Source organism: Bacillus sp. DX3.1, from assembly GCF_030292155.1.
Lineage (GTDB): Bacteria > Bacillota > Bacilli > Bacillales > Bacillaceae_G > Bacillus_A.
This window is the reverse complement of the sequence record NZ_CP128153.1, coordinates 3832482-3849393: the sequence shown is the minus strand read 5'-3', so window position 1 is coordinate 3849393 and position 16912 is coordinate 3832482. Positions and strand designations below refer to the sequence as shown.

Here is a 16912-nt window from a genome sequence, read left to right as displayed (position 1 = left end):
CTGCTCATTAGAGGGGAATAAAGGTTTCACTTCATAAGGGGGATTTTTTGTGAAGAAATCAAAGAAAGTGTTAGCAGGAGCAACACTTGCGTTAGGTGTTATGGCGCCGCAAGTATTGCCGACGATTGCCCATGCAGAAGGAGAGGGACAAGCAGAGGCAAGTACTGTAAAACTACGTATATTAGAAACGTCTGATATTCATGTGAACTTAATGAATTATGACTATTATCAAACGAAAATGGATAATAAAGTCGGTTTAGTCCAAACTGCGACTCTTGTAAATGAAGCGCGTAAAGAAGCGAAAAACTCGGTGCTATTTGATGATGGGGATGCATTGCAAGGAACGCCGCTTGGGGATTACGTGGCACAAAAAGGGCTGAATGGCAATTATGTGCATCCACTATATCGTTTAATGAATATAATGAATTATGACGTCATTTCTCTTGGGAATCATGAATTTAACTATGGCCTAGATTACTTAAATAAAGCGATTTCTAAAACGGAATTTCCTGTCATTAACTCAAACGTATATAAAGATGATCACGATAACAATGAAGAAAACGATCAAAACTATTTTAAACCATACCATGTATTTGAAAAAGAAGTAGAAGATGAAGCTGGTCAGAAACATAAAGTGAAAGTCGGTGTAATGGGCTTTGTACCACCGCAAATTATGAGTTGGGATAAAGCGAACTTAGAAGGAAAAGTAAAAGCAAAAGATATTGTGCAAAGTGCGAAGAAAATGATACCGAAAATGAAAGCTGAAGGTGCGGATATTATTATTGCATTGGCTCATTCAGGTGTTGATACAAGCGGCTATAATGTTGGAATGGAAAATGCGTCGTTTTATTTAACTGAAATTCCTGGTATTGATGCAGTATTAACAGGGCATTCACATACGGTTGTAACCGATACATTTAATGGCGTTCCAGTTGTTATGCCAGGTGCATTCGGAAGTAATCTAGGTGTAATTGATATGCAACTGAAACAAGTAAATGGAAAATGGGAAGTCCAAAAAGAGAAATCTGTTCCAACTGTCCGTCCGATTGCAGATGGTAAAGGAAATGCGCTTGTACAGTCTGACCAAAAATTAGTCGATGCAGTGAAAGATGATCACGAAGCAACGATTAAATATGTGAATACACCAGTTGGTAAGACAACAGCGCCGATTAATAGTTATTTTTCACTTGTACAAGATGACCCATCGATTCAACTCGTTACGAATGCTCAAAAGTGGTATGTAGAAAAGGTGTTTGCAAATCCACAATATGCGAAATATAAAGGGATACCAGTATTATCCGCTGGCGCACCATTTAAAGCTGGTGGTAGAAACGGAGCAACATATTACACAGACATTCCAGCAGGAACACTGGCGATTAAAAACGTTGCCGATTTATATGTATATCCGAACACATTATATGCGGTAAAAGTAAATGGCGCACAAGTAAAAGAGTGGCTAGAAATGTCTGCAGGTCAGTTCAATCAAATTGATCCAAAGACAGCAGAAGAACAACCGTTAGTGAATTTAGGCTATCCTACATATAATTTTGATGTTTTAGATGGTGTGAAATACGAAATTGATGTGACGCAACCAGCAAAGTATGATAGAGACGGAAAAGTAGTGAACCAAAATGCGAAGCGTATTGTAAATGCAACATATGACGGGAAGCCGTTAACGGACGATCAAGAATTTATTGTCGCGACAAATAATTACCGAGGTAGCAGTCAATCATTCCCTGGTGTGAGTAAGGGAGAAGTTGTTTATCAATCTCAAGATGAAACGCGCCAAATCATTGTGAAATATATGGAACAAACACCAGTTATGAATCCGACAGCAGATCAAAACTGGGCATTTAAACCAATTACTGCTGAAAAATTAAATGTTACATTCGACTCTTCACCGAATGCACAAAAATATATTACAAAAGAAGGAAACATTTCTTATGTTGGTCCATCAGAAAATGAATTTGCTAAATATGCAATTGACTTAACGAAAAAGAATGAACCGAATGGTGAAAATAAACCAACACCACCGATTGGTGAAGGAAACGACGGGGATAAGCCAACACCACCGACTGATAACGGAAGCAATGAAGAAAAACCAACAACTTCTGACAATGGAAATGAACAAAAACAAGATGAAAATAAAGATACAACAAAACCAGCACAAGTTGTTCAGGAAACGGAAACAAATACAGTAGAACGAGACCTTCCGAAAACAGGAGCAAATATTTTCTCTACAATAGGAGCGGGTCTTGCATTTATTGGTGCAGGTATTTTCGTACTCTTTAGAAGAAAAAAATCAAATCAATAAAGTGAAACTTACATAAATTTAAAACAAAAAAGGATGATTGCCAGCAAGATTAGGCAATCATCCTTTTTCTATATATATATTAAGACATTGATACTGATTTTTCTTTTTTCCATGAAAGGCCAAAGCCTGTAAATCCAACAATGATTGTCACAACTGGACAAGCCAGGCAGAAGATTGCGTATGGGACGTACTCAATTGTTGGAACGTTTAGTACACTTGCTAAAAAGACACCACTTACACCCCATGGTACAAGCGGATTAATTACTGTACCAGCATCTTCTAACACGCGTGATAAATTGCGACGTTTTAGTCCGACTTCATCGTATTTGTTCGCAAATGCTTGCCCTGTTAATACAATGGATAAGTATTGCTCACCAAGTAAGAAGTTAACACCAATTGCTGTTGCTGCAGTAGAAATAATTAAACGTGCACTCGTTTTAACAAAATTAGCAATGATGTTCATAAGCTGTGCGATAATGCCCATTCCTTGTAATAATCCACCCATACAAAGAGCTAGAAAAATAAGTGCAATTGACATCATCATACTTTGTAAACCACCGCGTGTTAATAAACTATCAATATCTTTTATACCTGTCTGAGATACATATCCATCTTGCATCACTTTCATTAATTCAGCAAGAGATGTACTTGGTTTGAAAATAAATAAGATGATAATTCCAGCTACAATTCCAGCAAGTAAAGTTGGAACAGCTGGTACTCTTTTAAAAGCAAGTACGAACAGTAATAGAATAGGAATGAGTGTGAAAATCGAAATAATCGTATTCTCTTCTAATACTTTCGTAAAGGCAGAGAATTCAACATTCCCAGAAGCACCGCTTCCTAGAATGAAAAAAGCGATAAAAGCGATAATGAAAGCGGGAATTGTTGTCCAAAGCATATTGCGAATATGTTCAAACAAATCCACTCCTGTTACAGCAGGTGCTAAGTTTGTTGTATCAGATAAAGGAGACATTTTATCTCCGAAGAAAGCACCGGAAACAATTGCACCAGCAACAAGAGCTGGGTCGTAGCCAAGAACGCTACCCATTCCCATAAAGGCAAGTCCTACTGTTGCTGCTGTTGTAAAGGCACTACCAATACTTGTTCCAACAATTGCACAAACAACAAAGACTGTAGGTACGAAAAATTTTGGAGATACAAGCTGGAAACCGTATACCATTAAAGTTGGAATTGTCCCAGCTGCAATCCAAACACTAATTAATACACCAACGAGTAAAAAAATGAAAATGGATGGAATACCAGCTGAAATACTGTTTTTCATTCCAGTTTCCATATCAGACCAAGATATTTTTTTTATGAATCCAAATGCAAGTAATACGATAATACTAAATAAAATAGGAATGTGCGGTGATGCTTGTAATGCAATTACACTAAAGCCAATACAGAAAAAGATCAAAAGTGTTAAAAGAATAGATTCGATTTTTGTAATCATTGTTAAATCCCCCTGTGTAAAAGTTTCTTTTTTATATAAAATTCGCCAATATTATATATTTCCTTTAAAAATTTAGAATTTTATGACAAATTAACGGTAATTGTTTAACACCATAAAAAAACGCCCCTGCAATAAATGCAGGGACGAATAGCTCGCGGTACCACCCTAGCTTGTAAAATGAAAGTAGCACAAAATAGAGGGACGCACATGTAACCCGATAAAATAAAAACGCCCCTGCAATAAATGCAGGGACGAGAAAATCGCGGTACCACCCTAAATTGTGAAACAGTTTCATTTCACCACTTTGCAGAAATAACGGTCCATAACCGTCTTTTACTACTCCGATTGTTTCGTAAAAGAAGCTCCAGGGGGTAATTCATACTTCGCTCTGTACTGGTTCGCACCGACCACCAGCTCTCTGAAATCAAAAAACGAGATACTACTAAATCCTATCATCGCCGATTCATATGATGTTAGTTAAATTTTTATCACATATTTATCTAACATGTCAACATATATTTTATCATTTTCCATCGCAAAAATAATAACGGAATATTCTTTTAATATTTATTTTGTGCGTTATAATGAAATGAGAAAGGAGGGGGCAATGAAGAAGAAAGTGTTTCTTTTTACTACGTTACTCGCAGTCATTGGTAGTGCTGGAATTTATACAGCTTTTGCATCATCTCCCGATCAGCCAAAACAAAAGATAGAGCAGAAAACACAAACAAAGGAATTAGAAAAAGTAAGAGAAGAAAAGAGAACGAAGGAAACTGCTGATAAACTTGGTGTTTCAATAGAAGGGAAAACAGAGGAAGAACTTCAGAAAGAGTTAAATACAGCTCGATTTGAGAAGCGTCATGAATTACTGAGAGACTATGCAAAGAAGCTTGGAATTGATACAGAAGGAAAAAAAGATGAAGAGATTATTTTGGAAATTGGAAAGATACAACATGGAGAGTAGAACGACTTATCTTATGATAAGTCGTTCTTTTTTAAGAATATTATTGTTCAAAAAGAATTGACAGTATTTTAATTTTAATGTTAACTTAATTTATATAAAAGTTAACATTAGGGGTGACAATCGTGACTGTTAGTAGTAATACAAGTAAAGAAACAACTTATACATATGAAGAGTTGGCTGAGAAAAACAAAGCGTATGTATGGCATCCGTTTACGCAAATGAAAGATTATTTAGCGGAAGATCCCGTTATTATTGAGCGGGGAGAAGGTCGTAAATTATATGACGTAAATGGAAATGGTTATTGGGATGGTGTCTCGTCCATTTGGCTGAATGTTCATGGACATCATGTACCAGAATTAGATGATGCAATTCGTGAACAATTAAATAAAATTGCACATTCTACCATGCTGGGACTTGCCAATGTACCATCGATTTTACTTGCAGAAAAAGTCATTGAAGTTGTTCCAGAGGGATTGAAAAAAGTATTCTATTCGGATTCTGGTTCTACAGCTGTCGAAATTGCGATAAAAATGGCTTTTCAATATTGGCAGCATAAGGGGAAACCTGAGAAACAAAAATTTATTACATTAAAAGAAGCGTATCATGGTGACACAATTGGTGCTGTATCGGTAGGTGCAATTGACTTGTTTCACCAAGTGTACAGTTCGCTCTTATTCGATGCGATAAAAATGCCATATCCATATACATACCGTTCTCCTTACGGAGATGATAAAGAACAAATTGTTCGAAAACATTTGGAAGAAATGGAAGAGCTATTAAAAGAAAAACATAACGAGGTTGCGGCAATTATTGTTGAGCCGTTAATGCAAGGTGCAGGCGGCATGATTACAATGCCAAAAGGTTATTTAAAAGGACTTCGTGATCTTTGTACAACATATAATGTTCTATTTATTACAGATGAAGTGGCGACAGGATTTGGCCGTACTGGAAAAATGTTTGCTTGTGAACATGAAGGTGTTACTCCTGATATTTTAACAGCAGGAAAAGGCTTAACAGGCGGATATTTACCAGTGGCAATTACTGTAACGACAGATGAAATTTACGATGCTTTTTTAGGTGATTGTGAAGAACAGAAAACATTTTTCCATGGACATAGTTATACAGGAAATCCACTAGGCTGCGCAGTGGCCATAGCAAACTTAGAACTTTATGAAAAAACGAATCTTGTAGAAGGTGTTTCGCATAAAGCGGTATATGTGGAAAAACAATTGGAAGCACTTTATGCATACAAGCATGTCGGGGATATTCGTCAGTGTGGGCTGATGATTGGAATTGAACTCGTGAAAAATAAAGAAACGAAAGAGTCGTTTGATTGGACAGAGCGAGTAGGAGTGGAAGTATGTAAGCGATCTAGAGAATTGGGAATGATTTTACGCCCGCTTGGTAACACGATTGTGTTTATGCCGCCGCTAGCATCTACGATAGAAGAGATTGATGAAATGATTCGCATTTTATATCAAGCAATTGCAGATGTTACGGAGGGAGAATAATGAGCGGCTTTTTTATAACAGCAACAGATACTGAAGTCGGAAAAACAGTTGTTACAGGAGCGTTAGTAGGAATGCTAAGAAACCGTGGTTATAACATCGGGGTATATAAACCGTTGCAAAGTGGACATGTTGCTTCTAATCCAGAAGGAGATGCGTTTAGATTGAAAGCGGCATCGGGCGTAACGACTGCGGAGGAGAGAATTTGTCCCTATTCTATTGAAGAACCTCTTGCGCCGAGACTCGCGATGAAACGAGCGGGAAGAGTTGTGCAATTAAAGCAAATTATAACGCATTACCATGAACTGTTAAAAGAATTTGATGGTTTATTTGTAGAAGGGGCAGGGGGCCTTGCTGTTCCGTATACAGAAGATGCACTTGTAGTTGATTTTGCTAAGCAACTTCAGTTGCCGTTAATCATTGTTGCCCGTCCGACACTTGGGACTGTTAATCATACCGTTTTAACAATCTCCTATGCAAAAGCGCATGGCTTATCTGTTGCTGGTGTCATTTTATCTGGCTGTAAAGAGCATGAAAAGGAGAGAGTGCTAGAGAATAAAGAAATGATAGAGGAATTAAGTGGTATCCCCGTTCTAGGTTTATTGCCAGCTCTTCGTGAAGGTTTTACTCGAGATGAGCTGCTATATGCAGCAGAGGAGAGTATTGTGATTTCAAAATTAGAGGAGTTATTACGCAATGAATCAAGCGTGGAAAACACATTTTCAATCTAAATTGAATCGTTTGACGGAAAAATCACAACATCGACGATTGTTTGTAACAGAACAGTCAGACGAAGCTTGGCTCGTTCGTAACGGACGAAGTATGCTAAATTTAGCTTCTAACAATTATTTAGGCTTAGCTGGGGATGAACGATTAAAAGAGGCGGCAATCGAAGCGACACAACAGTATGGAGTGGGAGCAACGGCTTCAAGGCTCGTTGTTGGGAATTATCCATTATATGAAGAAGCTGAGCAGTGTTTATGTGAGTGGAAAGAAACTGAAAAAGCGATGATTGTAAGTAGCGGATATACAGCAAATCTTGGTGCGATTTCTTCGTTAGTAAACCGCCATGACATCGTTTTTAGCGATAAATTGAATCATGCAAGCATCGTTGATGGAATCGTCCTGAGTGGTGCGGAACATAAACGTTATCGTCATAATGATCTAGAACATTTGGAAAAGTTGTTACAGATAGCGCCTGTAGCGAAGCGGAAATTAATTGTAACCGACACTGTTTTTAGCATGGATGGTGATACCGCGCATCTAAAAGATTTAGTTATGCTTAAAGAAAAATACGGGGCTTTTCTAATGGTTGATGAAGCGCATGCAGGAGGTATATACGGAAAGTATGGTGCAGGTTTGGCTCATATTGAACAAGGACTTTCCGAACAAATTGACATTCATATGGGAACGTTTAGTAAAGCGTTAGGATGCTATGGTGCTTATCTAGCAGGTAATGAAATTTGTATTGATTATATGAAGAATGTGATGAGAAGCTTTATTTTTACAACGGCTTTGCCTCCAAGTACGCTTGGAGCAATTAAATGCGCAATTGAAATTGTAAGAGAAGATGAACAACGTCGTCAACGACTTCTGGAAAATGGCACGTATTTTCGCAATGCTTTGCAAAAAGCTGGTTTCAATATTGGTGATAGTACGACACATATTGTACCAGTTATTGTTGCATCAAATGAAGCTGTGATTCATTTTAGTGAGAAATTGCAGGAAGCAGGAATTGCTGCGATTGCGATCCGGCCACCAACCGTTCCATATGATAGTTCACGCATTCGATTTGCAGTTACAGCTCAGCATACAAAAGCCGATTTACAATGGGCTATTGACCAGATTATTCGAATCGGTAAAGAAGAGGAGGTAATGATATGAAACAGCCTCAAATTGTTCTGATTTCTGGATGGGGAATGGAAGAGCAAGTTTGGGATTCGTTACTCCCGTATTTTCAAGAGTATGCAGTTCAGATTGTTGAGTGGCGTGATGTAAAAGAACTTAGTGATTTTGCAGAACGAGTGATAGCAGCCACGAAGGGACAGGAAGCGATCTTGATTGGCTGGTCACTCGGTGCATTAGCTGCTCTCCAAGTATGTGATAAGGTACAGATAGAAGGAATGATTTTAATAGGTGGTACAGCAAAGTTTACCGTGAGTGAGGATTATGAGAACGGATGGAAAGGACCTTTTGTAGAGCGAATGAAAAGAAGTTTGGCAAAGCAAAAGGACAACACGTTAAAACGTTTTTATAGGAGTATGTTTACGGAACAGGAGATACAAGAAAGCGAATGGTTTATGAGCATTGCGGAAGGGTTTCAAGGAGATTCTATTGATTCTTTGCAAATTGGACTCGACTATTTAATAGAAGTGGACGTGAGAAGGAAGCTGGAGCATATAAAGGCACCTATATTACTTCTTCACGGAGAAAACGACACGATATGTCCACTTTCTGCTGCTTACTATATACAAGAGAATACGAACGCAACGCTTAAGGTGATACAAGAAGCCGGGCACGCACTTTGCGTAACAAATTCGGAATATTGTGCAAACGAAATCAATCAGTTTGTAAAGGGGATACAACATGATCAATAAAACGTTATTACAAAAACGATTTAACGGAGCAGCTGTATCCTATGATCAATATGCAAATGTGCAAAAAAAGCTGGCACACCAATTACTTTCTGCAATGAAAGAACGGTATGACAGTGTGTCGTCTATCCGTATTTTAGAACTTGGGTGTGGCACAGGTTATGTGACTGAGCAGCTTGCAATTTCTTTTCCAAACGCAACAATTACAGCGGTTGACTTTGCTGAAAGTATGGTTGCAGTTGCCAAAACGAGAAATCATGTAAAATCAGTTACATTTCGCTGTGAAGACATTGAAAAACTTACATTAAGTGAAACATTTGATGTCATTATCTCTAGTGCGACATTTCAATGGTTAAACGATTTGCAAACAACGGTAAAAAATTTATATCGTCATGTATACGAAAATGGCTTGTTGTTATTTTCGACGTTTGGGGATCAAACGTTTCAAGAGCTGCATACATCATTTCAGCGTGCCAAAGCAGAACGAAGTATGCAAAATAGCGTGGCTGTTGGACAACGTTTTTTGACGAGAAAACAATTGCAAGGCGTATGTGAAAGTGTAACAGGGGATGTTCATGTTGATGAAACATGTTACATAGAAAGGTTTGCTACAGTTCGCGGATTTCTACAGTCCATTCGGAAGGTAGGAGCGACGAATAGTAATGCAGAGTCCTATTGTCAAAGCCCTTCTATCTTTCGGACAATGCTTCGTATATACGAAAGAGATTTCACGGAAGAAGGAGAAATTGTAGCAACGTATCATGCTTTATTTGCGTATATTGAAAAAGAGGGGAAGAGAAAAAATGAAACAAGTACAAACGAAAACAGATTGGAAACAAATTGCATCTGAAGTTGTAGAAGGAAGAAGCATTACGAAAGAGGAAGCTGTAGCGATTTTACAGGCAGATGATACAGAAGTGTTAGAAATTATGAATGCTGCATATATGATTCGTCACCATCACTTTGGTAAAAAAGTAAAGTTAAATATGATTATTAATACGAAATCTGGATTATGTCCAGAGGATTGTGGATATTGCTCACAGTCTATCATATCAGAAGCACCAATTGATAAGTATGCATGGTTAACACAAGAAAAAATTGTTGAAGGTGCACACGAAGCGGTTCGTCGAAAAGCAGGTACATATTGTATTGTTGCTTCTGGACGTCGCCCAACTGATAAAGAGGTAAATCATGTCATTGGTGCGGTAAAAGAAATTCGCGATACAACAGATTTGAAAATTTGCTGCTGCCTCGGATTTTTAAATGAAGATCAAGCAGGAAGGTTAGCAGAAGCGGGTGTTCATCGCTATAATCATAACTTAAATACACATGTGAATAATTATGATAGTATTTGTTCAACACATACGTATGATGACCGCGTTGACACAGTAGAAAAAGCAAAGCAAGCTGGTATTTCTCCATGTTCGGGTGCAATCTTTGGAATGGGAGAAACAATTGAACAGCGAGTGGAAATTGCACTTGAATTACAACGTTTAGATGCGGATTCTATTCCATGTAACTTCCTTGTTTCTGTGAAAGGTACGCCGTTAGAAGGGCAAAAAGAATTAACGCCAGTAGAATGTTTGAAGGTGCTAGCAATGATGCGCTTTGTTAATCCATCAAAAGAAATTCGTATTTCTGGTGGTCGCGAAATCAATTTACGCTCCGTGCAGCCACTTGGTCTGTTTGCAGCAAACTCTATCTTTGTTGGTGATTATTTAACAACCGAAGGACAAGAACCAACAGCTGACTGGGGTATGATTGAAGATTTAGGATTTGAAATTGAAGAATGTGCGCTGTAAAAAATAAGAGAAAATAGTTTCTTTGTGAGACTGGAGCAATCAAGGTAAGATGTAGACTATGTAAATACAAATTTAAAAAAACGACATAAAACCTTTCTTTTTAGGTGGGAGAGAGGATCCGGCCATGCATAGAAGCGGTCAGATCTTTTTCCTGCCCCATGCTAAGTGAAAACAAAGAGAGAAAACGAATCAGGTCACCTTTTGTTATCCATAGCCGCGGCTTATATATCGGAAAATCAAAATGGATTTATATAAAATAGCTACTCTTTCATGGATACTCCATGAAAGAGTAGCTATTTTTATGTCTTTTGTTACATTTTATTTTTTGTAAATAAAATGTAATAAAATACCTTCGAGCCTTTAGATAAGTGACTTTTTAGTAAAAAAATAAATTATGTGGCCGAATTTTCCATCCTGTAATTGTACATAGTAAAGGTGTAATTTATTTCGGGTTGGAGGATCTCACATGCACAAATATATATTAGCTATTATGACTTTTCTTATTTTATTAAAGGCAATTAGTGCTGATCCAGTTAAGGCAGCTGAAAATCCAGAGCAGAAAGAAATGCAACAAAGAATTGAACAGCATTTTCGAACCAAAGCTGAGCACCTTGGCATTGAGACGGAAGGAAAAGACTTAAAAGAAGTACGTCAAGAACTTTATATTGTGCAAGAAGAAAAGAAACGGGAAAATGTTTGGAGAACGGCACAAAACCTTCGCATAGCAACTGAAGGGAAAACAATGAATGAATTAATAAAAGACGTACGAAAAAAAGTTAAAAAATAAAAAGAGGCCGAAGCCTCTTTTGTTTTTATGCCCATTGTTTTGATAAGTGTGCCATTTCAATGGCAGCAACTGCGGATTCATAGCCTTTGTTACCAGCTTTTGTACCAGCACGTTCAATTGCTTGCTCAATTGTTTCTGTCGTTAATACGCCGAAAATAACTGGGATGTCCGTTTGTAGTGATAGAGAAGCAACACCTTTTGCAACTTCATTACAAACGTAGTCATAATGAGTTGTAGCACCGCGGATCACTGTGCCAAGTGTAATGACAGCATCATATTTTCCGCTGTTTGCCATTTTTTTGGCGATTAATGGGATTTCAAATGCGCCTGGAACCCATGCAACATCAATGCTATCTTCTTCTACACCGTGGCGTTTTAAACCGTCTAATGCACCGCCTAATAGTTTACTCGTAATAAATTCATTAAAACGTCCAACGACAATCCCTACTTTTAATCCTGTACCAACTAAATGACCTTCGAATACCATAATTTTATCTCTCCCTTAATGTATTATAAATTTAATAAGTGACCTAACTTTTCTGATTTTGTTTGTAAATATGCTTTATTTTCTTCCTTTGTTGGCATTTGCAAAGGGACGCGTTCGATGACTTCTAAAGCGTAACCTTGCAAGCCTGCAATTTTTCTTGGGTTATTTGTTAATAATCGCAATTGTTGTAAACCTAAATCTTGTAATATTTGAGCGCCAATACCGTAATCACGAAGATCTGCTGGAAAGCCTAATTTTTCATTTGCTTCAACAGTATCGAATCCTTCTTCTTGCAGTTTGTATGCGCGTAGTTTATTGAGCAGCCCAATACCACGGCCCTCTTGGCGCATATAAAGAAGAACACCTTTTCCTTCTCGCTCAATTTGGGTGAGAGCGGCATGAAGTTGTGGTCCACAGTCACAGCGGCAAGAGCCGAAAACATCGCCGGTTAAGCACTCAGAATGGACGCGGACGAGAATGGGTTCACCTGTTGAAACATCGCCCTTGATAAGAGCGATGTGCTCTTTCTGATCCAGTGAATTTGAGTAACCGATTGCGCGAAATGTACCAAAATCGGTTGGTAATGTAATTTCAACTTCGCGTGTTACGAGTGTTTCGTGATGACGGCGGTAAGCGATTAACTCTTCAATTGTAATCATTTTTATATCAAATTGTTTTGCAACTTGTAATAAGTCAGGAACTCGTGCCATCGTGCCATCTTCTTTTATAATTTCACAAATGACCCCAGCTGGTGCTGCTCCGCACAGTTTTGCTAAATCAACAGCTGCTTCCGTATGTCCAGCACGGCGAAGAACGCCGCCTTCTTTTGCGATTAACGGAAAGATATGGCCAGGGCGATTAAAATCTGTTCCTTTCGAGTTTGGATTTAATAGCTCACGTACAGTTGTTGCACGTTCGTAAGCACTAATACCGGTTGTTGTAGAAATATGATCAACGCTCACTGTAAACGCAGTATGATGAGAATCAGTATTATGAGAAACCATTGGCTCTAACTGTAATCGATTTGCACATTCTTCTGTAATGGGTACACAGACAAGACCACGGCCATGTGTAATCATAAAATTAATTGCTTCGGGCGTAATATACTCTGCTAAAGCGATGAAATCACCTTCGTTTTCTCGGTGTTCATCATCACATACAATAACAACTTTTCCTTGTTTTAAATCTTCTAGTGCTTCTTCAATACGATGAAACATTGTGCTTCCTCCTTATAGAAATCCATTTTCTTGTAAAAAGCCTTCTGTCACTGAGTTGTTTTGCCTTGTAGGCTGTGACACAAAACGCTCGATATATTTTCCAATCATGTCGCATTCTATGTTCACGATATCACCAGCTACTTTTCCGCCTAATACAGATTCACTTAGTGTGTGTGGAATGAGCGAAATTGTAATAGAAGAATCATCAATATCAAAAATCGTTAAGCTTGTACCGTCAACAGCAATCGATCCTTTTTGTAAACAATAGCGGAGCAATGTGTCTGGTATTTCGATTTTGTAATAAACAGCATTGTACTGTTGCTTTTTATTCAAAATGGTTCCAATACCATCGATATGTCCAGTGACGAAATGCCCGCCAAAACGACCGTTTGCTGCCATAGCACGTTCTAAATTCACTTTAGAGCTGCGGTTTAGCATTCGGAGTGACGTAGATTTCATCGTTTCTGGCATGACATCAACAGTAAAAGAATGTGCTGTAAAGGAAGTGATGGTTAAACATATTCCATTAACAGCAATGCTGTCGCCTAAGTTGGCATCTGATAAAATCGAAGATGCGGTAATTGTCAGCTTCATCGATTCTCCGCTTTTCTGCATATTTGAAATGGTTCCAAGCTCTTCTACAATTCCTGTAAACATTCAGACACCTCATTTCGTACGGTAGCAACGATTTTTATATCGTCACCAATTTGTTTCATCGTTTGAATTTGCAAGGAAAGTGCGTCTTGCAGTTTTAAAAAACCATTGCCTCCAAACCATGTCGGTGCTGTTTTTCCACCGATTAGTTTCGGGCTTATATATGTCACGAGTTCATTGAAGCACTTTGCTTCTAAAAAGCTAGCATGAACCGATTGTCCACCTTCAACAAAGAGTGAAAGGATGTGTTTCTCTCCAAGAAGGGAAAGGAGGTCACGTATTTCAATATGGCTCGTTTTCATTTGCAATACAGATACCATTGTTGATTCGTATGCTGCTATTTTTTCTTTTTCTACGTCTTTTCCAACAATAATCCATGTTGGTGCCTCTCCATCTGTGATGATATGTGAGGAACGTGGAGTTCGTAAGTGTGTATCTAAAATGATTCGAATTGGATGCTTTCCGCCGTTTGGAAGGCGTGTTGTTAACTGCGGATTATCAGTAATGACAGTGTTTACACCAACAAGAATCGCGTCGTGTTCATGCCGATATTGATGAACGTCCGCGCGAGCAGCTTCACCTGTAATCCATTTGCTATCTCCAGTAGCAGTTGCTATTTTTCCATCTAGACTCATCGCTGTTTTTAACGTCACAAATGGCTGCTTTGTATTCATATAGTGGAAAAAGTAGCGGTTTAATGCGATTGCTTCTTCCTCAAGGACGCCAATTGTTACAGCGATGCCCGCGTCTTGTAAACGGCTTGCACCGTTACCTGAAACGAGTGGATTGCTATCTAGTGCTGCAATTACAACTCGTTTCACTTGCTTTTCGATCAGTAAATCGCAGCAAGGTGGAGTTTTTCCAAAATGACTACATGGCTCTAACGTTACATATACAGTGGCGCCTTTTGCTTTGGCTCCTGCCATATGAAGAGCATGAACTTCAGCGTGTTCTTCACCTGCTCGTAGGTGTGCGCCCATCCCAACGATGTTTCCATCTTTTACAACAACAGCACCGACCATTGGATTTGGACTTGTTTGCCCAGCTGTACTTTTTGCTAATTGCAGAGCAATTGTCATATATTCTTGATCAGTCATACGTTTCACCTCTCCTAAGAAAAATCAAAAAACCCCAAGGATAATAAAATCCTTGGGGTTTGGGAGACGTGATTTCTAGAAATATAGTCCGAATACGAGAGTATAGTTAAGAAACCTAGCAGTAATTTATATTTTCGCATCAGAAATAAACCTAGCAAAATATAAATTTTTTACAAGCTAGTCGTATCTTTTTATTTCAGCATAGAAACATAGGTATATGAAAAAAAACATATACAGAGATTCAAAAAGAATCAGTAAAAATGTGTATGCTAAAATAAAAGTGTATTCGATATATAAGCACTAGAAAACATATCCTTCTCCCATCCAGACTATACTGTCGGCTCTAGAATCTCACTAGATCCACCGTTTTCGAGTTGAAAACGGGTCACGGACTTAGAAGTGTGCACTTCATCACCGCCGGTTGGGAATTTCACCCGACCCCGAAGGATGCTGTTTGCTCACATTATAGCACAAAAAAGAAAAAATGTTAGTAAAAAATATTCGAATGTGAAGAATTGTGTGAAAATGAAGGGGGAATAAAGTGAAACTTTAATCAGTGGTGGGGGTATTACTGCCCGCAAATAGCGGGATAAATTTTGCTATACTAGTATGGGAAAGATTTCAGTATGTACGTAAATTGAGGTGGAAATATGAAATATATTGCAGTAGGAATGGGAGGCATTATAGGTGCTTTAGCTCGCTATGGATTAGGACAATGGATGGGATCTACATCTGTAGATACTTTTCCGTTAGCGACGTGGTCAGCGAATATGATTGGTAGTTTTTTATTAGCATTTTTAACGCTGTATTTGTTTCGTATGAAACATGTTTCACTCGTTATGACAAGTGCGATTGGAACAGGAGTTATCGGTTCTTTTACAACCTTTTCGACATTTAGTGTAGAGACGATGAAACTATTACAGCATGAAGCTTTTATGATGGCTTTTTACTATGTAAGTACAAGTGTAGTTGGCGGATTATTATTATCTTTACTCGGATTTTATCTTGGAAATATGTTGTATGAAAGAAGCGTGAATAAGGAAGGAACGCTATGAACATTTTACTTGTAGGAATGGGCGGTTTTTTCGGAGCGATTGCTAGATTCTTCATTGGCAATGCAATGAAAAAAAAGTACGGAAGTTTGTTTCCATATGGAACATTATTTGTGAACGTATGTGGTTCATTTTTACTCGGTCTATTGTACGGGGCTGAGGTTAGTAGCATGTGGTTGTTATTATGTGGAACCGGGTTTATGGGGGCGTTTACAACCTTTTCAACATATAAACTTGAAATCGTACAATTTATACATAAACGTGAAGGACAAAGGGCCGTATTGTATTTGGTAATAAGCTATATCATGGGAATTGGCTCGGCATTCCTAGGATTTTATATAGGGAGTATGTAAGAAGCACGTACATTGATTTGTACGTGCTTCTTTCGCTATTATTCTCCTTTTGGTGCTCGAACAACAGATTCAAATTTTCCTTTATGCGAAGCATCACAATATGGCATGTTTTGCGATAAGCCGCAGCGGCATAAAGAAAATGCTGGTTTTGCCGGGAAAGCATTACCTTGTGAATCGATTAGTTCCACATCCCCTGTAATGCGAAACGAACCGTTATCATTTACTTTAATTTGTACTTTTGCCAACGTTATCCCTCCTTCCCAAACGCTTATGTTTATCATATAATTACAGGAACCGCTTTACAATAAGAAAACGGAACTTTGTATACGGTAGAAGAGAGTGTTATAATAACGTTTATAATTGAGATATAGTAAGGTGAAGAAACATGAATAAACAAATACGTTCATTACAAACGATCGCGGACGAACGCACTTGGGTATCATTTTTAAATGATAATCATCCATATAGCTTACTTCATTGGTCGATTGCTGGAGTGCAGCAAGAGGCAAAAGACGTTTGGCTCCTGCAAGATGAAGTGACATTTCAGACGACAGAATTTCAAACGCTTGATGAAGCGGTGACATGGATTTCTGAAAATATGGAACAAGTTACAGACGTTCTAGCATAGGA

At 38.3% G+C, this 16912-nt stretch carries 18 protein-coding genes, 1 riboswitch and 1 other annotated feature; of the genes, 12 read left to right on the top strand and 6 right to left on the bottom strand.

Features of this window, described 5'->3' with window-relative positions; translation table 11 throughout:
• Positions 1-49 precede the first annotated feature (49 nt).
• Entirely contained in the window at positions 50-2314 is a 2265-nt protein-coding gene (cpdB, locus tag QRE67_RS19180) for a bifunctional 2',3'-cyclic-nucleotide 2'-phosphodiesterase/3'-nucleotidase (protein ID WP_286121809.1), read from the top strand.
• A gap of 79 nt (positions 2315-2393) precedes the next feature.
• On the opposite strand, the gene nhaC is transcribed toward cpdB, so the two are convergent.
• Positions 2394-3767: a Na+/H+ antiporter NhaC gene (gene nhaC, locus QRE67_RS19175; protein ID WP_286121808.1), complete on the bottom strand. Its 1374-nt coding sequence runs from the start codon at positions 3765-3767 to the stop codon at positions 2394-2396.
• Between the two features lie 244 nt (positions 3768-4011).
• Positions 4012-4232 (bottom strand) — a binding site (T-box leader).
• Between the two features lie 142 nt (positions 4233-4374).
• On the opposite strand from nhaC, the gene QRE67_RS19170 reads away from it, so the two are divergent.
• From QRE67_RS19170 to QRE67_RS19135, 8 genes are all read left to right on the top strand, one after another.
• Positions 4375-4731 carry a hypothetical protein gene (locus QRE67_RS19170; protein ID WP_286121807.1) on the top strand — a complete coding sequence of 119 codons (357 nt, stop codon included), beginning with the start codon at positions 4375-4377 and terminating at the stop codon, positions 4729-4731.
• A 113-nt stretch (positions 4732-4844) separates the two neighbouring features.
• The gene (bioA, locus tag QRE67_RS19165; protein WP_286121806.1) at positions 4845-6242 is read left to right on the top strand and encodes an adenosylmethionine--8-amino-7-oxononanoate transaminase; all 1398 of its coding nucleotides are present in this window, start codon (positions 4845-4847) and stop codon (positions 6240-6242) included.
• Positions 6242-6970, top strand: coding sequence for a dethiobiotin synthase (gene bioD, locus QRE67_RS19160; protein ID WP_286121805.1), 729 nt, complete (start codon positions 6242-6244; stop codon positions 6968-6970). Before bioA ends, bioD begins: the two co-directional genes overlap by 1 nt.
• A complete protein-coding gene (gene bioF, locus QRE67_RS19155; RefSeq protein WP_286121804.1) occupies positions 6936-8123 on the top strand; it encodes an 8-amino-7-oxononanoate synthase in 1188 nt (395 codons plus the stop codon). Before bioD ends, bioF begins: the two co-directional genes overlap by 35 nt.
• Complete coding sequence (locus QRE67_RS19150; RefSeq protein ID WP_286121803.1) at positions 8120-8836, top strand: alpha/beta fold hydrolase; 717 nt, start codon at positions 8120-8122, stop codon at positions 8834-8836. The genes bioF and QRE67_RS19150 overlap by 4 nt, the downstream gene beginning before the upstream one ends.
• Positions 8826-9683, top strand: coding sequence for a malonyl-ACP O-methyltransferase BioC (gene bioC, locus QRE67_RS19145; protein WP_286121802.1), 858 nt, complete (start codon positions 8826-8828; stop codon positions 9681-9683). Before QRE67_RS19150 ends, bioC begins: the two co-directional genes overlap by 11 nt.
• Positions 9637-10635 (top strand): biotin synthase BioB, encoded by a 999-nt coding sequence (gene bioB / locus QRE67_RS19140; RefSeq protein ID WP_286121801.1) that lies wholly within the window; start codon positions 9637-9639, stop codon positions 10633-10635. The genes bioC and bioB overlap by 47 nt, the downstream gene beginning before the upstream one ends.
• Positions 10636-11101: 466 nt before the next feature.
• Positions 11102-11422, top strand: coding sequence for a hypothetical protein (locus QRE67_RS19135; protein WP_286121800.1), 321 nt, complete (start codon positions 11102-11104; stop codon positions 11420-11422).
• A gap of 25 nt (positions 11423-11447) precedes the next feature.
• Here QRE67_RS19135 and ribH read toward each other — a convergent pair whose 3' ends face one another.
• The 4 genes from ribH to ribD are packed head-to-tail and all read right to left on the bottom strand — an operon-like array spanning position 11448 to position 14877.
• Positions 11448-11909, bottom strand: a complete 462-nt coding sequence (gene ribH / locus QRE67_RS19130) for a 6,7-dimethyl-8-ribityllumazine synthase (protein WP_286121799.1) — start codon at positions 11907-11909, stop codon at positions 11448-11450.
• Positions 11910-11932: 23 nt separating this feature from the next.
• Positions 11933-13126, bottom strand: a complete 1194-nt coding sequence (locus tag QRE67_RS19125) for a bifunctional 3,4-dihydroxy-2-butanone-4-phosphate synthase/GTP cyclohydrolase II (RefSeq protein WP_286121798.1) — start codon at positions 13124-13126, stop codon at positions 11933-11935.
• Positions 13127-13138: 12 nt separating this feature from the next.
• Positions 13139-13783, bottom strand: a complete 645-nt coding sequence (gene ribE, locus QRE67_RS19120; RefSeq protein WP_286121797.1) for a riboflavin synthase — start codon at positions 13781-13783, stop codon at positions 13139-13141.
• A complete protein-coding gene (gene ribD, locus QRE67_RS19115; protein WP_286121796.1) occupies positions 13765-14877 on the bottom strand; it encodes a bifunctional diaminohydroxyphosphoribosylaminopyrimidine deaminase/5-amino-6-(5-phosphoribosylamino)uracil reductase RibD in 1113 nt (370 codons plus the stop codon). The genes ribE and ribD overlap by 19 nt, the downstream gene beginning before the upstream one ends.
• A 308-nt stretch (positions 14878-15185) precedes the next feature.
• A riboswitch (FMN riboswitch) is annotated at positions 15186-15329 on the bottom strand.
• A gap of 198 nt (positions 15330-15527) precedes the next feature.
• Between ribD and crcB (QRE67_RS19110) the strand changes: the two genes are divergently transcribed.
• Together crcB (QRE67_RS19110) and crcB (QRE67_RS19105) are read left to right on the top strand one after the other, a co-directional pair.
• Positions 15528-15932: a fluoride efflux transporter CrcB gene (gene crcB / locus QRE67_RS19110; protein ID WP_286121795.1), complete on the top strand. Its 405-nt coding sequence runs from the start codon at positions 15528-15530 to the stop codon at positions 15930-15932.
• Positions 15929-16282, top strand: a complete 354-nt coding sequence (gene crcB / locus QRE67_RS19105) for a fluoride efflux transporter CrcB (protein ID WP_286121794.1) — start codon at positions 15929-15931, stop codon at positions 16280-16282. The genes crcB (QRE67_RS19110) and crcB (QRE67_RS19105) overlap by 4 nt, the downstream gene beginning before the upstream one ends.
• 38 nt (positions 16283-16320) lie before the next feature.
• Here crcB (QRE67_RS19105) and QRE67_RS19100 read toward each other — a convergent pair whose 3' ends face one another.
• A complete protein-coding gene (locus QRE67_RS19100) occupies positions 16321-16563 on the bottom strand; it encodes a CDGSH iron-sulfur domain-containing protein (protein ID WP_286121793.1) in 243 nt (80 codons plus the stop codon).
• 104 nt (positions 16564-16667) lie between these two features.
• Here QRE67_RS19100 and QRE67_RS19095 point away from each other — a divergent pair, with 104 nt between their 5' ends.
• A complete protein-coding gene (locus QRE67_RS19095; RefSeq protein ID WP_286121792.1) occupies positions 16668-16910 on the top strand; it encodes a DUF2552 family protein in 243 nt (80 codons plus the stop codon).
• Positions 16911-16912 lie beyond the last annotated feature (2 nt).

Excerpts from the sequence above, each read along its gene's own strand:
- nhaC (WP_286121808.1), bottom strand. The coding sequence starts at position 3,767 with ATGATTACAAAAATCGAATCTATTCTTTTAACACTTTTGATCTTTTTC.
- QRE67_RS19170 (WP_286121807.1), top strand. The coding sequence starts at position 4,375 with ATGAAGAAGAAAGTGTTTCTTTTTACTACGTTACTCGCAGTCATTGGT.
- bioD (WP_286121805.1), top strand. The coding sequence starts at position 6,242 with ATGAGCGGCTTTTTTATAACAGCAACAGATACTGAAGTCGGAAAAACA.
- bioF (WP_286121804.1), top strand. The coding sequence starts at position 6,936 with ATGAATCAAGCGTGGAAAACACATTTTCAATCTAAATTGAATCGTTTG.
- QRE67_RS19150 (WP_286121803.1), top strand. The coding sequence starts at position 8,120 with ATGAAACAGCCTCAAATTGTTCTGATTTCTGGATGGGGAATGGAAGAG.
- bioC (WP_286121802.1), top strand. The coding sequence starts at position 8,826 with ATGATCAATAAAACGTTATTACAAAAACGATTTAACGGAGCAGCTGTA.
- bioB (WP_286121801.1), top strand. The coding sequence starts at position 9,637 with ATGAAACAAGTACAAACGAAAACAGATTGGAAACAAATTGCATCTGAA.
- QRE67_RS19135 (WP_286121800.1), top strand. The coding sequence starts at position 11,102 with ATGCACAAATATATATTAGCTATTATGACTTTTCTTATTTTATTAAAG.
- ribH (WP_286121799.1), bottom strand. The coding sequence starts at position 11,909 with ATGGTATTCGAAGGTCATTTAGTTGGTACAGGATTAAAAGTAGGGATT.
- QRE67_RS19125 (WP_286121798.1), bottom strand. The coding sequence starts at position 13,126 with ATGTTTCATCGTATTGAAGAAGCACTAGAAGATTTAAAACAAGGAAAA.
- ribE (WP_286121797.1), bottom strand. The coding sequence starts at position 13,783 with ATGTTTACAGGAATTGTAGAAGAGCTTGGAACCATTTCAAATATGCAG.
- ribD (WP_286121796.1), bottom strand. The coding sequence starts at position 14,877 with ATGACTGATCAAGAATATATGACAATTGCTCTGCAATTAGCAAAAAGT.
- crcB (WP_286121795.1), top strand. The coding sequence starts at position 15,528 with ATGAAATATATTGCAGTAGGAATGGGAGGCATTATAGGTGCTTTAGCT.
- crcB (WP_286121794.1), top strand. The coding sequence starts at position 15,929 with ATGAACATTTTACTTGTAGGAATGGGCGGTTTTTTCGGAGCGATTGCT.
- QRE67_RS19100 (WP_286121793.1), bottom strand. The coding sequence starts at position 16,563 with ATGATAAACATAAGCGTTTGGGAAGGAGGGATAACGTTGGCAAAAGTA.
- QRE67_RS19095 (WP_286121792.1), top strand. The coding sequence starts at position 16,668 with ATGAATAAACAAATACGTTCATTACAAACGATCGCGGACGAACGCACT.